This window comes from Streptomyces axinellae (assembly GCF_039532135.1).
GTDB classification, from domain to species: domain Bacteria; phylum Actinomycetota; class Actinomycetes; order Streptomycetales; family Streptomycetaceae; genus Streptomyces; species Streptomyces axinellae.
On record NZ_BAAARJ010000013.1, the window covers coordinates 115,129 to 128,571 of the forward strand.

Sequence of the window (13,443 nt, forward strand, 5' to 3'; positions counted from 1 at the left end):
CGCTTCCGCCCCCACTTCCTGCTGCCGCTGCCGCTCCAACTTCCGCCTTCCGCTTCCCGCGTCGGCACTCCGTACGAGGCGCGACGCACGCGGGACGACGTACGCGGGACGACGTACGCGGGACGACGTACACAGCACGGCGGAGGCCGCCGACCCCTCCCGAAGGAGGCGGCCGACGGCCCTCCGCTCACATCCGCGCTCAGCAGCGCTCAGCGGCGCCTCAGCGGCCCAGCAGGCCCCCCAGGGCCCCGCCGCCACCGCCGCCGCCACCGCTTCCGCTTCCGCCGCCCGACGAGGAGCCGCCGGAGGAGGAGCCGCCGCCGGTCGTGGAGGACGAGGACCTGGCCGTGCCGTTCTGCGGGCCCGAGCTGCCGCCCGAGGTGGCACGCGGCTGCTGGGGGGTCCTCGGCTGCTGCGTGGGAGCCGACTGCTGCTGGGCCGGGGTCGTCCCGCCCGGCTGGCTCTGCCCCTGTGTCCGGCCCGCGCTGGGCGTCGTCTGCGGACCGCTGGTGGCCTGCTGTTCGCCCGGCCGGGTCTCGGATGCCTTGGGGTGGCGCTCCTTGCGGCGGTGCCCGGCTTCGCCGCGCTCGCCGGGGGCGTTCCCCGGGCCCTGGGTCGCCTGGCCTGAGCTGGCGCTCTCGCCCGGCACTCGCGGCATCGGGGAGCCCGGCAGCTGGTTGGTGGGGAGCTGCTCGCGCTCGCGGACGGTGGCCGTCTGCGAGGAGCGCACCGCGCTGCCCAGCAGGGAGCCGACGAGCAGCGCGAGGCCGACGATGACGGTCGCGATGACCGCGCCCCGGCGCAGCACCCGGCGGCGCAGGTCCCAGATCTCGACGCGGGGGCCGAGCCGGCGCCAGGCGTCGCCGGCGAGCCGTCCGTCGATGGAGTAGACGGGCGCCCCCGCGATGATCAGCGGGCTCCAGGCGGCGAGGTAGATGATGTCCGGCGCGTCATAGGCGGGGACAGTGCTCCAGCTGACTGTCATCAGCAACGCGGCCGACAGGAGCGAGCCGAGGCAGGCGGCCACCCGCTGCCAGAGTCCGAACATCGTCAGGACGCCGACGATGACCTGGAGGAAGGCCACGGTGAGCCCGGATCCGACCGGGTGGGCCAGCGCGAAGTCCCGCAGGGGGGAGGCGATGGCCCACGGTTCGAGGGAGCGGAGCCAGGTGACCATGGAGCCGCGCTCCCCGCCGTCGAAGTAGACGGGGTCGCACAGTTTGCCCATGCCCGCGTAGACGGTGATGAAGCCGAGGAAGACGCGCAGCGGGAGGAGGACGACGCCGAGGTTCATCCGGCGTCCGGGGTAGTAGGCGTGCCGGACCGTTTCGCGGCGGCGCGCGTCGCTGCCGGGGCCGGAGGCGGACATACGGTCGCCGTAGTCCCCGTAGTCGCCGTGGTCCCCGTAGTCGCCGTGTTCACCGAGTGCGCCGTGTGCGCTGTGCCCACGGCGTCCGTTGTGTCCGTCGCGTGTCCCGTCACCGAAGCCGGGCGGGCCCGCGTAGCCGACGGTCTCCAACTCGCCGGTATCCGGTGCGTCGTAGGCGCCGCGCGCCGGGCGCACGCCCTTCAACAGCGGCTCGGCCTCCGAGGGCTGGGGCGCGCGGGGCGGGCCCACCACGCTGGCCCGGCCGGTGGGCGGGACGGGCCCGGGCCCGGGGCCGGGACGCCCGCCGCCCTCGCCCCCGCCGCGGCCGGGGGGCACGGGCTCCTTGACGCGGGGCAGCGTCTGGGTGGAGGCCGCGTCGGTCTCCGCGGTGATGCCTGCCGTACGGACGGCCTGGAGCAGCTTCGTCGCGCCGGTGTCCTCCGGGTTGGCGTGCCCGCTCCAGACCACCGGGGCCCGGCGTCCGCCCGGCCGGGCGCCCTGGGCGCGGGTGGCGGGAGCGGCGGAGGAAGCGAGGGGGGCGAGGGGGGCGGCGACGGGGACGGGCTGGAGCGGCTCGGTGTCCTCGAACGCCGGGCCGCGTGCGGGAGCCGCGGCGGTACGCGCCGCGACCGTGCGCGCCACGGCGGCCGGTGCGGCGGCGGACGCCGAGCCGAGCCGTACGCGGAAACTCGCGTGGTTGACGACCACCTCAGCGGGGTCGGACGGGACCTTGACCGTGCTCAGCACCGGCTCGTCGTCGAAGAAACCGCGCGGGCTTCCCCCTGGGCTCTCCCCAGAGCTGCGGCCCGGAGCGCCGGGTGCGCGGGGTGTTCTGGTGTCCACACTCATCTAACCGAGTGACGGACGCTTAGGACACTGCCTTGACCGCGCCGATCTGTCCGAGACCCGTCAAGATCAACTGCACCGTCAGCCGCCCTGCCAACCGGGCTGTCAACCGGTCCGCCAACCGCTCTGTCAGCTGCGGCGCCTGGACGCCTCGTAGAGCACGATGCCCGCCGCCACACCGGCGTTCAGGGACTCGGCCCCACCCGGCATCGGGATGCGCACCCGCAGGTCGCAGGTCTCTCCCACGAGGCGGGAGAGGCCCTTGCCCTCGCTGCCGATGACCACCACGAGCGGCCCGTCGAGCGCGGCGACGTCCTGGAGTTCGACCTCGCCGTCGGCCGCGAGCCCGATCACCGTCAGGCCCGCCTTCTGGTAACCCTCCAGCGCGCGGGTGAGGTTGGTGGCGCGCGCGACGGGCGTGCGCGCCGCCGTGCCCGCCGAGGTCTTCCAGGCGCCCGCCGTCATACCGGCGGCCCGCCGCTCCGGGACGACCACGCCGTGGCCGCCGAACGCGGAGGTGGAGCGGACGACGGCGCCGAGGTTGCGCGGGTCGGTCACCCCGTCCAGCGCGACGATCAGCGGGTCCTCGCCCTCGTCGAACGCCGCGGCGGCCAGGTCCTCGGGGTGCGCGTACTCGTACGGCGGGATCTGGAGGACGACGCCCTGGTGGTTGAGGCCGTTGGTCATCCGGTCCAGCTCGGGCTTGGGCGCCTCGACCAGCCGGATACCGCCGCGCTCGCCCGCGTAGCGGACCGCCTCGCGCACGCGTTCGTCGTTGTCGATGAACTGCTGGACGTAGAACGCGTTCGCCGGGACGCCCTCGCGCAGGGCCTCCACCACCGAGTTGCGGCCCACGACCAGCTCGGAGGGGCTCTTGCCGCGCTGCTGGGGGCGGCCATGGGCGCGGCGCGCCTTGGCCTGCGCCGCGCGCTGCTTGACATGCCCCTTGCGCATTTCCGCGGGCGGGGTGGGGCCCTTGCCCTCCAGACCGCGCCGACGGTTTCCGCCACTGCCGATCTGGGGGCCCTTCTTCTTCCCGGGCATCAGGGCACCTACCTGTTTCCTGTTTCCTGCGGTATGAGTGTTCGACGTACGCCCACCAACGGTACCTGCCCCCGGCCCCTCCCCCGGCCTCCGCGCGTGGGAGGGGCCGTGGGAGAGGCGGGGGCCGGTGCGCGGTTATTCCGGGCTCAGCTCCCAGCGGGGGCCCGCCGGGGTGTCCTCGATGGCGAGGCCGGCCCGCTTGAGCTCGTCGCGGATCGCGTCGGCTGTCGCGTAGTCCTTGCGGCCCCGCGCGGCCTGCCGCTGCTCCAGAACGAGGCCGACCAGCGAGTCCACCACGGAGTGGAGGTCGGCTTCCGCCCGCCGGCCCGTGCCCTCGGCCCACGAGGCGTCGAGGGGGTCGAGCCCGAGCACGCCGAGCATGGCGCGGACGTCGGCCAGCGCCGTGGCGACGGCGCTCTTGTCGCCCTCGCCGAGCGCGGCGTTGCCCTGGCGCACCGTCGTGTGGACGACGGCGAGCGCCTGCGGAACGGCGAAGTCGTCGTCCATGGCCTCGGCGAACGCCTCGGGGACGCGTCCGGCGGGCGCGGTGGGGCCGGCCAGTTCGGTGGCGCGCTGGAGGAAGCCCTCGATGCGGCCGAAGGCGGCGTCGGCCTCGCGCAGCGACTCCTCGCTGTACTCCACGGTGGAGCGGTAGTGCGGGCCGCCCAGGTAGTAGCGCAGCACGATCGGGCGCCAGTTCTTGACCATCTCGCTGACCAGCACCGAGTTGCCCAGCGACTTGCTCATCTTCTCGCCGCTCATGGTGACCCACGCGTTGTGGGCCCAGTAGCGGGCGAATTCGTCACCGTAGGCGCGGGACTGCGCGATCTCGTTCTCGTGGTGCGGGAAGACGAGATCGACGCCGCCGCCGTGGATGTCGAACGCGGTGCCCAGGTACTTGTGCGCCATCGCCGAGCACTCCAGGTGCCAGCCGGGACGCCCCGGGCCGAACGGCGTCTCCCACGCGGGCTCGCCGGGCTTGGCGGCCTTCCACATCGCGAAATCGCGCGGGTCGCGCTTGCCGGTCTCGCCCTCGCCCTCGGGCTGGAGGAGGTTGTCCAGCTCCTGGTTGGACAAGGAGAGGTACTCGGGGAAGGAACGCACGTCGAAGTAGACGTTGCCGTCGGCGGCATAGGCGTGGCCACGGTCGATCAGAGTGCGCATCATCTCGACCATCTCGGGGATGTGGCCGGTCGCGCGCGGCTCATAGGTGGCGGGCAGGCAACCGAGCGCCGCGTACGCGGAGTTGAACGCGCGCTCGTTCTCGTAGCCGATCGCCCACCAGGGGCGGCCCTGCTCGGCCGACTTGACGATGATCTTGTCGTCGATGTCCGTCACGTTCCGGATGAACGTCACTTCGTAGCCGCGGTAGGTGAACCAGCGGCGCATGAGGTCGAAGTTGAGACCGGAGCGAATATGTCCGATATGGGGGGCCGCCTGCACCGTGGCGCCACACAGGTAGATCGAGACGCAGCCGGGCACGAGGGGGCTGAAGTCGCGGATCTGCCGGGCGCTGGTGTCGTACAGGCGAAGAGTCACGGGGTCAAGGGTAGTGGGCCGCGGCGGTGCCCGTGCCGCCCCTGTGGACAGCGCGGGCACCGCCCCGGTCCCGTCCGACCCGGTGCGGATCCGATCCGGTCCAGTCCGGACCGGTCCGGTCCGGGGCCGACGTCAGATCCAGCCGACCTGCTTGCGGACCCCGACGCGCACGACGAGGCGCTCGGCGTCCTGGTCGGACTGCGGGTTGAACTCCGCGTAACTCTTGCCCGCATACTTGTACGACAGCTCGTCGATCAGTTCCTGCGCGCCCTCGGTCGTCATGGTGGCGGTGCCGCGCAGTTCGGCGTACGTGTACGGCTCCTCGGGCGGGTGCACCAGGACCGTCACGCGCGGGTCGCGCCGCAGGTTGAGCGCTTTGCGGCGGTCAACGGTGGTGGAGAACAGCAGGTCGTCGCCGTCCCGCTTCACCCAGACCGGCGACACCTGCGGGCTGCCGTCGGGCTGGATGGTGGACACGGCGATGAAGACCTTGCCGTCGAGGACTTTTTTGAGGTTGTCGGAGAGCTGTGCCATAGGAAGGGTCCCTTTCCCACACATCGTGCACATCGTGAACGGACGGACGCCCCACAGGGCCTCACACTTCAGGGGAAGGTACCCAACAACCCGCCGTCCCCCGCCATTCCTCGCCTCTCCCCGCCGCAACTGACCGCCGATGGCTCCACCCCTCCTCCGCGGGACGGCGCTCAGGGGTCCACGGACGGCGCACGGTTTCCCGCGGGGCGGCGCTCAGGGGTGCATGACGATCTTCCCGACGTGATCCCTGCGGGCGAGCGCCTCCTGCGCCTGAGCGGCCTGCTCCAGCGGGAACGCCGCGGCGACGACAGGCCGGACCCCCGCCCGGCGGGCCAGATCCATGAGAAGGCCGAAGTGCGCGGGCGTGTGCATCGCGGAGCCGATCACCTGCGCGTTGTGCAGGTAGAGACGGCGCACGTCAAAGGTCACGCCATACCCGCCGAGCGCCCCGGCGATCACCCACCGGCCGCCTTCGCGCAGCAGCGGCAGCCCCTCGCTCACCAGCTCACCGGCTACGACGTCGAGCCCGATGTCGATGCCCTCCGGGGCGGCGGCGCGCACCTGCCCGGCGATGTCCCGTGCGCGGTCGATGACCTCGTGGGCGCCCGCCTCTCGTACCGCACCGAGCTTGGTGCCGCTGCTGATGGCGAGGACGCGCGCACCGCGCGCACGGGCGATCTGCGTCAACGCGAGGCCGACCCCGCCGGACGCCCCCGAGACCAGCACGGTCTCCCCCTTCCGCAGCCGGCCCCGCTCGATCATGCCCAGCGCGGTGCCGTAGGCGGTCGGCAGCGACGCGAGCTGATCGTCGGTGAGCGGGGAGTCCGTCACGTCGTGCGCGCGCTCCGCCGGTGCGGTCACGTACTCGGCGTAACCGCCGTCGCGCTCGCTGCCCATCAGGCCCACCGGGTTCGCATCCGGCCCTGCGGTCTCGTAGATCGCCGGATCGACCACCACCCGGCGGCCGACGACGCTCTCGTCCACGCCGGAACCGACGGCCACGACCCGGCCGGCGACATCCGCGCCCTGGATGCGCGGAAAGTCCACCGGGCCCCGCCACCCCGACAGTGCCTTCGGATCTTCCGGCCGTCCATAGGCCCCTTCCCGGGTCCACAGGTCGGTGTTGTTCAGCGCTACCGCACCGACCCGGACCAGCACCTCTCCCGCCCGCGGGGCGGGCACGGCCACCTCCACCAGCTCCAGGGCCTCCGGCCCTCCATGCCCTGTGATGCGCACCGCACGCATGGACTCGGACACGCTCATCGCTCCAACCTCCTCGCGAGTAAACCGATCTGTATACCTCTCTTACGGTATACCGACCTGTCAAGTTCGGCATGCGCTGGGCGGCGTGTGCCGTGCGGCGCGCTCATGCGGCATGAGCGCATGAGCGCATGCCGCATGAGCGCATGCGCTGCCGGGACCCCCGGCGCTCGGCGTGCTCTGATTCGCTGACCTCTGACGGCCGGTGGCCGAGCACGGCCGCTCCGTCTCAGCGCCGCCACAGCGGAGGGACCGCCCCGCGCCCCCGGCGGGGCGGTCGCGGCGGGACGGGAGTGGATGCGCCCCCGCCGACGGGCAGCCGCCGGGGCTCGACCAGCCGGGCTCGCATGACACCCCCGAACCCGGCATTCCAACTGAGCGTCGTCGCGCGGAAAAAGGGAGCGGAAAAAGGGGAGGGGCCGCCTCCGCTCCGATGAGAGGCACCTCGGGGGGCGGGGACGACCGTTCCAGCCGGACGAGCGCCGCCGCGGCAGAGGGAGAGGGCCGCCCCGCCCGACGGGGCGCGGTGCGGTGCGGTGCCGGTGCGAAGGGGCCCCTCGGCAGGCGGCGGCGCGGCGGCGAAAGGGCTCTGGCGGCGGCCAGTGGGGGCCCGGACCGGGCCCGCCGGGCAGGGTCGGGCCAGTACGAGCCGGGCCAGGAAGGTCAGGGCCGCGGGCCAGGCCAGGCCAGGCCAGGACGGAACGGGCCGGCCCGGGGCCGGCGAGTCGGCCGGTCAACGGCAGGCAGAACCAGCCCGACAAGGCCAAGTCGGCCCGATCCAGGCCAGGGGCGGGCCTGGCCAGGCGAAGCAATCAAGGGCCGGCCCGGTCAGTCAGGCCAGGACGGAACGGGCCGGTCAGGGGCCAGGCCGAGCAGTCAGGTCGGGCAGATCCTGGACTGAACCGGCCCCGGGCCCAGCAGGGCCGAGCGAGCCGCGGCCAGGTCAGGCAGTCAGGTCAACCAGGCAGGCAGCGTCAAGCCGGACCAGGCCAGGCAATCAGGCCGGGCCGATCCGAGCCGATCCCGGCCGGGCCAGTCAAAGCCTGCCCTCCCCTGCCCTGCGCTGCTCTTCCCCGCCCCGCCTGTCTGGGGCTGCCCGACCAGGATCAGGTGGGGTAGACCAAGGCCGTGGCGTGGGCCGCCAGGCCCTCCGCTCGGCCGGTGAGGCCCAGGCCGTCGGTGGTGGTGCCCGACAGGGAGACGGGGGCTTCAATCGCGGCCGACAAGGCCGCCTCCGCCTCGGCGCGGCGGCGGCCGATCTTGGGGCGGACGCCGATGACCTGGATCGCGACGTTGCCGATGCCGTAGCCCTCCGCCCGCACGATGCGGGCCGCCTCGGTCAGGAGCGCGGCGCCGGAGGCGCCGGACCATTCGGGGCGGTCCGTGCCGAAGTGCGCGCCCAGGTCGCCGAGCCCGGCGGCCGAGAAGAGCGCGTCGCAGGCGGCGTGGGCGGCGACGTCACCGTCGGAGTGCCCGGCGAGCCCGTAGCGCTCGCCGGGCCACAGCAGGCCGCCGCACCACAGCTCGCGGCCCTCCTCGAAGGCGTGCACATCGGTGCCGGTCCCCACGCGGGGGAGCACGGGGCGCGGCGCGGGTCGTTCAGTACTCATCGCGGGCCCTCCTGCGGGCGAGTACGGCCTCGGCGAGTACGAGGTCGAGGGGGCGGGTCACCTTGAAGGCTTCCTCGTGGCCGGGTACGACGACGACGTCCACGCCGAGCCGCTCGACCATGCCCGCGTCGTCGGTGGCACCCTCGCCCTCCGCCGCGATCCGGGCGTGGGCTTCGGCGAGGACCTTGCGGGCGAAGCCCTGCGGGGTCTGGACGGCGCGCAGCCGGGAGCGGTCGGGGGTGCCGGTGACGGGCTCGGGGCGGCCCGCACCGCGCGGCTCGACCTCCTTGACCGTGTCGGTGACGGGCAGCGCCGGCACCACGGCGGGCGCACCGTCGCGTACGGCGGCGGCTACGGCTTCCACGGTGTCGGCAGGCACCAGGGGCCGGGCCGCGTCGTGCACCAGTACGGTCCCGATCGTTTCGGGGAGCGCTTCCAGGCCGAGGCGCACCGAGTCCTGGCGGGTCTCGCCGCCGGGGACGACGACGATGTCGGGCAGGCCCCGCTCCTCCAGGAGCGCCTCGTCCAGAAGGGCGCGCACACCCCGGACGCCGTCCGAGGGGGCGACCACGACGACGAGGGTGACGGAACGCGCCCGCGCCGTCGCCCGTACCGCGTGCACGAGCATGGGTGCGCCACCCAGCTCACGCAGCGCTTTGGGGGCTCCCGGGCCGAGGCGTACGCCCCTGCCGGCCGCGGGGATGACCACGGCGGTACTGCCGGTGGAGCGGTCGGGGGGCGCCGTACCCCCGGAAGTGGCGAAGTCGGTGGAATCGATTGACATCGGTAGCGCGTTCAGGGTTTGTGTCCTCAACCGAGATGGGTATGGCCTGGGGGTGCCCCCGACCGTAGGTTGGGGGAGTGCCGGGCGCGACCGCTCCGACCGGGCCCTTCCGTGATCACCGGTCGAGCAAGCTGCCCGAGCCCGGCACGCCACAGCCCCCGCGGGGACGCGGGGGCAGGGACCACAGTCGCCCGCAGTAACGCAGTAACAGGGCAGACGACAACTGGCGACAGCCAGGACATCAGGACATAGAGCGGCTGGGCCGGTACAGAGCAGGCAGGCCAAAAGAACAGACATGCCACAGCGCCCGGCGACGACCTATGTCATCCGGGCACCGCGGCATTGTTTGTCAGGCGGCATGGTGGGTGGTCAGGAAGCGAGGACCTCGTCGAGCAGGGCCTCGGCCTTGTCCTCGTTCGTGTTCTCCGCGAGAGCCAGTTCGCTGACGAGAATCTGCCGAGCCTTGGCCAGCATCCGCTTCTCACCGGCGGAGAGACCACGCTCACGCTCACGGCGCCACAGGTCGCGCACGACCTCCGCCACCTTGATCACGTCTCCGGACGCGAGTTTCTCAAGATTCGCCTTGTAGCGGCGGGACCAGTTCGTCGGCTCCTCGGCGTACGGCGCGCGGAGCACCTCGAAGACCCTGTCCAGCCCATCCGAACCGACGACGTCGCGTACGCCCACGAACTCCGCATTGTCCGCTGGCACACGAACCGTCAAGTCGCCCTGCGCAACCTTCAGAACCAAGTAGGTCTTGTCCACGCCTTTGATCTGGCGAGTTTCGATAGCCTCGATCAGCGCGGCCCCGTGATGGGGATAGACCACGGTGTCGCCAACCTTGAACGTCATGTGTCAGGTACCCCTTCCGTGGCTATCCAGGGTAACACGGGAACGCCTTCTCCTGAATGGCGTTTTCGCAGGTCAGGGCATATCTCGGGGCTTGACAACCGACCCTGTATCGTGCTGCGAGCGGTCAATGCACGCGGGTATTCGCAGGTCGGAGCGGTTCTGCACGCCCCCCGAAACACGCCCCCGATCCGGCCGGAAGAGGCTCGCGACACGAGGTCGATGCCCGTTTTGTCCCCGTGTAGGGAGCGGCGACTTCGCCACCACTTCCGCCTTTCCCAAGAATTGATCAAAGGCGATGTAAGGGCCTGTTGATCAATTCTTCATCATCCACTCGCATTCCGTGGAATCGCCCGTACGGATGTCCGCCGTATGTCCACCGGATCTCATCCGATCCCGCCGGATCTCATCGGATCTCGCCGGATGCCGTTGGATCTCGCCGGATGCCGTTGGTGCTCGCTGGTTCTCATCGGGCGAGGCCGGATGAGGCCGGTCGGCGGGCCGGTCGCTCCGTGCGTCCGCCGGTGCGCCGGGCGGGGCGGGTCGTGCGGACGTGTGTGCGGCCGTGACCGGTGGGGCGGGCGGAGCCGGAGGGTCGGGTGCGGGGGCTCCACATGCTGTCGGTAACCTGATCGCGCACGCGAAAAGCCCATCCGCCCGCGACCGGCACGCGCTCGCGATCGTGCCGCCGCCATAGCTCGCATAGGAGTTGCCGCCGCCGTGAGCAGCAGCCTTCGACGCGGCACTCTCGCCGCCACCGCCCTCGCGCTCTCCGTCGTCACGCTGACCGCCTGCGGAGCGGGGAACGACGCGCAGACGCTGGAGGTCAAGCCCGACAACGCGGCGACGCGGGTCGGCGCCATCAAGGTCCAGAACGCCAACATCGTTACGGACACCCAGGGTTCGGGCCAGGCCACCGTCGCGGTGCGGATCTTCAACAACGGCACGAAGGACCAGACCCTCAAGGGTGTCGCCGTCAAGGGCCAGCGCGCCAAGCTGAGCCCCGCCAAGGGTGAGCGCCAGTTGACCGTCCCGGCCGGTGGCTCGCTGGCGCTGGGCGGCAAGAACAACGCCGCCGCGCTCTTCAAGGACTTCGAGTCGGTGGGCATCAAGGACGGCAACGCCCAGCCGCTCACCTTCGACCTCAGCAGCACCGGCTCCGTGAAGCTGCGTGCGACGGTCGTGCCGTCCAAGCACGCGTACGCGAGCGTGGGTCCGACCGCCGAGCCGAGCCAGAGCGCGAGCGGCAGCCCCTCCGGCTCGCCCTCGTCCTCCGCCTCCTCCTCCGCCGAGGGCGGGAAGAACGGGCACAACGGGCAGGGTGGCGACCAGCGGGGCGGCGACAGCGCCAAGGACACCGCGGGTGCGGGCAGCGCCGGGAGCGGCGACAAGACCAACGGTCAGGACGGGGCGAACTCGCAGGAGGGCGCCGGGGCCGGTCACTGACACCGGTCACTGACCAGGCCGCACGCGTAGGCCGTAGGACGACGGCCGCGTAGGACGACGACGGGAGGCCGCGCCCCTGCACGGGGTGCGGCCTCCCGTCGTCGCCTTGCGGGGCGAGGGGTCGGTTTACGGCTCGAACTTGTAGCCGAGGCCGCGCACCGTGACCAGGTAGCGGGGTGCTCCCGGGTCGGGCTCGATCTTGGCGCGCAGGCGCTTGACGTGGACATCGAGGGTCTTGGTGTCGCCCACGTAGTCGGCGCCCCAGACGCGGTCGATCAGCTGCATCCGGGTCAGCACCCGGCCGGCGTTGCGCAGCAGCATCTCCAGCAGGTCGAACTCCTTGAGCGGGAGATCGACCTTGCCGCCGCCCACCGTCACCACGTGCCGGTCCACGTCCATGCGGACCGGGCCGGCCTCCAGAGCCGTCGGAACGACCTCCTCCGGCTCGCCGCGGCGGCGCAGCACCGCGCGGACGCGGGCCACCAGTTCGCGGGAGGAGAAGGGCTTGGTCACATAGTCGTCGGCTCCTATCTCCAGGCCGACGACCTTGTCGATCTCGCTGTCCTTGGCGGTCACCATGATCACCGGGACGTTCGACCTGCCGCGCAGCTGGCGGCAGACCTCGGTGCCGGGCAGCCCCGGCAGCATCAGGTCCAGCAGCACCAGGTCGGCGCCGTTCCTCTCGAACTCATCGAGCCCGTCAGGTCCCGTGGCCGCCACGGCGACCTCGAAGCCTTCCTTGCGGAGCATGTAGGACAGTGCGTCGCTGAACGATTCCTCGTCCTCGACGACGAGCACTCGGGTCACGGGAGGACCTCCGGGGCGGAAAGTTGTTCATCTGCCTGGTCGACATACGGCCGCTCTTCTTCGTCGAAGGCGGCCGGTTCCTTGAGTGCGCCTGACAGGCCGTTCCGGTCGCGCCGGTCGGCCCTGTCGATCGCGGCCCTCTCGCGTGCGCTGCCCGCCTCGGGCAGCCGCAGCGTGAAGGTGGAGCCCTGGCCCTCGGCACTCCATACGGTGACCTCCCCGCCGTGCGAGGCGGCCACGTGTTTGACGATGGAGAGGCCGAGGCCCGTTCCTCCGGTGGCCCGGGACCTGGCCGGATCGACGCGGTAGAACCGCTCGAAGATCCGCTCGCGGTCCCGCTCGGAGAGGCCGATGCCCTGGTCGGTGACGGCGATCTCGATCAGATCGCCGCCGGGCGCCGCGATCCGGCGGCCCGCGACCTTGACCCGGGTACGTGCCGGGGAGTAGTTGACGGCGTTCTCCACGAGATTGCCGAGCGCCGCGGCCAGCTGGCCCCTGTTCCCCCATACGTGCAGGCTCTCGGTGCCGCCGGTGGCCAGCGTGATCTGCTTGCCCTCCGCGCTCTGGCGGCTGCGCTCGATGGCCTCGGTCACCAGTTCGTCCACGCGGACGGACTCCGAATCCTCCAGCGGGTCGTCGTTCTGCACCCGGGAGAGGTCGATCAGCTCCTGGACGAGGTTGGTCAGCCGCGTCGCCTCGTTCTGCATCCGGCCGGCGAAGCGCTGCACCGCCTCGGGGTCGTCGGACGCGTCCATCACCGCCTCCGACAGCAGCGAGAGCGCGCCGGCCGGGGTCTTCAGCTCATGGCTCACATTGGCGACGAAGTCGCGGCGCACGGCCTCGATCCTGCGGGCCTCGGTCAGGTCCTCCACCAGCAAGAGCACCAGCCGGGAGCCGAGGGGAGCCACCCGCGCGGAGACCGCCAGGGCGTCACCCCTTCCGGTGCCCCGCCGGGGCAGATCCAGCTCGACCTGGCGTATCTCTCCGTCACGGCGCGTGTCCCTTGCCATCTGGAGCATGGGATCGACGGCCAGCCTGCCGCCGCGCACCAGCCCGAGGGCGTAGGCGGCGGAGCTGGCCTTGACCACCGCGTCGCTCTCGTCCAGCACGACGGCGGAGGAGCGCAGGACCGACAAGACCGTATCGACGCCCGGCGGCAGCACCGCGTCCGTGTGCAGGGAGGTGCGGGTGGGGCGGGCCTGCTCGCGCTCGCTCCAGCGGAACGCCAGCACGGCGATGACGCCGGTACACACCCCGGCGATCGCTGCTGCTGCGGCCACCGCCGCATTCACGTCCATACATCCAGGTTATGCGCCTGCTGGGACAGCACCCCAGCCCTGGGGAGGCCGTCCGCA

At 72.2% G+C, this 13,443-nt stretch carries 11 protein-coding genes; 1 reads left to right on the plus strand and 10 read right to left on the minus strand.

The window, feature by feature from the left end:
* Window positions 1-220: 220 nt before the first annotated feature.
* The 8 genes from ABD339_RS20400 to ABD339_RS20435 all read right to left on the minus strand — a co-directional run bounded on the left by ABD339_RS20400 (window position 221) and on the right by ABD339_RS20435 (window position 9,838).
* Window positions 221-2,218, minus strand: a complete 1,998-nt coding sequence (locus ABD339_RS20400) for a DoxX family protein (protein ID WP_344567827.1) — start codon at window positions 2,216-2,218, stop codon at window positions 221-223.
* 126 nt (window positions 2,219-2,344) lie between these two features.
* Complete coding sequence (gene rlmB, locus ABD339_RS20405; protein WP_344567828.1) at window positions 2,345-3,259, minus strand: 23S rRNA (guanosine(2251)-2'-O)-methyltransferase RlmB; 915 nt, start codon at window positions 3,257-3,259, stop codon at window positions 2,345-2,347.
* A 135-nt stretch (window positions 3,260-3,394) separates the two neighbouring features.
* The gene (gene cysS / locus ABD339_RS20410) at window positions 3,395-4,798 is read right to left on the minus strand and encodes a cysteine--tRNA ligase (RefSeq protein WP_344567829.1); all 1,404 of its coding nucleotides are present in this window, start codon (window positions 4,796-4,798) and stop codon (window positions 3,395-3,397) included.
* 132 nt (window positions 4,799-4,930) lie between these two features.
* Window positions 4,931-5,332, minus strand: coding sequence for a PPOX class F420-dependent oxidoreductase (locus ABD339_RS20415; RefSeq protein WP_344567830.1), 402 nt, complete (start codon window positions 5,330-5,332; stop codon window positions 4,931-4,933).
* Between the two features lie 213 nt (window positions 5,333-5,545).
* The gene (locus tag ABD339_RS20420) at window positions 5,546-6,595 is read right to left on the minus strand and encodes a zinc-binding dehydrogenase (protein ID WP_344567831.1); all 1,050 of its coding nucleotides are present in this window, start codon (window positions 6,593-6,595) and stop codon (window positions 5,546-5,548) included.
* Between the two features lie 1,103 nt (window positions 6,596-7,698).
* Entirely contained in the window at window positions 7,699-8,202 is a 504-nt protein-coding gene (gene ispF, locus ABD339_RS20425; RefSeq protein ID WP_344567832.1) for a 2-C-methyl-D-erythritol 2,4-cyclodiphosphate synthase, read from the minus strand.
* A complete protein-coding gene (gene ispD / locus ABD339_RS20430; protein WP_344567833.1) occupies window positions 8,192-8,986 on the minus strand; it encodes a 2-C-methyl-D-erythritol 4-phosphate cytidylyltransferase in 795 nt (264 codons plus the stop codon). Before ispD ends, ispF begins: the two co-directional genes overlap by 11 nt.
* A 369-nt stretch (window positions 8,987-9,355) precedes the next feature.
* Window positions 9,356-9,838, minus strand: coding sequence for a CarD family transcriptional regulator (locus tag ABD339_RS20435; RefSeq protein ID WP_016472332.1), 483 nt, complete (start codon window positions 9,836-9,838; stop codon window positions 9,356-9,358).
* 717 nt (window positions 9,839-10,555) lie between these two features.
* Here ABD339_RS20435 and ABD339_RS20440 point away from each other — a divergent pair.
* Entirely contained in the window at window positions 10,556-11,281 is a 726-nt protein-coding gene (locus ABD339_RS20440; protein ID WP_344567834.1) for a DUF461 domain-containing protein, read from the plus strand.
* Between the two features lie 126 nt (window positions 11,282-11,407).
* Here ABD339_RS20440 and phoP read toward each other — a convergent pair whose 3' ends face one another.
* Window positions 11,408-12,088 (minus strand): two-component system response regulator PhoP, encoded by a 681-nt coding sequence (phoP, locus tag ABD339_RS20445; protein ID WP_344567835.1) that lies wholly within the window; start codon window positions 12,086-12,088, stop codon window positions 11,408-11,410.
* Entirely contained in the window at window positions 12,085-13,386 is a 1,302-nt protein-coding gene (phoR, locus tag ABD339_RS20450) for a two-component system sensor histidine kinase PhoR (protein WP_344567836.1), read from the minus strand. Before phoR ends, phoP begins: the two co-directional genes overlap by 4 nt.
* Between the last annotated feature and the right edge of the window lie 57 nt (window positions 13,387-13,443).

What these genes read in the sequence shown, in the direction of transcription:
- phoR (WP_344567836.1), bottom strand. Translation starts at nt 13,386, where the DNA reads ATGGACGTGAATGCGGCGGTGGCCGCAGCAGCAGCGATCGCCGGGGTG.
- ABD339_RS20435 (WP_016472332.1), bottom strand. Translation starts at nt 9,838, where the DNA reads ATGACGTTCAAGGTTGGCGACACCGTGGTCTATCCCCATCACGGGGCC.
- ABD339_RS20400 (WP_344567827.1), bottom strand. Translation starts at nt 2,218, where the DNA reads ATGAGTGTGGACACCAGAACACCCCGCGCACCCGGCGCTCCGGGCCGC.
- rlmB (WP_344567828.1), bottom strand. Translation starts at nt 3,259, where the DNA reads ATGCCCGGGAAGAAGAAGGGCCCCCAGATCGGCAGTGGCGGAAACCGT.
- ABD339_RS20415 (WP_344567830.1), bottom strand. Translation starts at nt 5,332, where the DNA reads ATGGCACAGCTCTCCGACAACCTCAAAAAAGTCCTCGACGGCAAGGTC.
- ispD (WP_344567833.1), bottom strand. Translation starts at nt 8,986, where the DNA reads ATGTCAATCGATTCCACCGACTTCGCCACTTCCGGGGGTACGGCGCCC.
- ABD339_RS20420 (WP_344567831.1), bottom strand. Translation starts at nt 6,595, where the DNA reads ATGAGCGTGTCCGAGTCCATGCGTGCGGTGCGCATCACAGGGCATGGA.
- ispF (WP_344567832.1), bottom strand. Translation starts at nt 8,202, where the DNA reads ATGAGTACTGAACGACCCGCGCCGCGCCCCGTGCTCCCCCGCGTGGGG.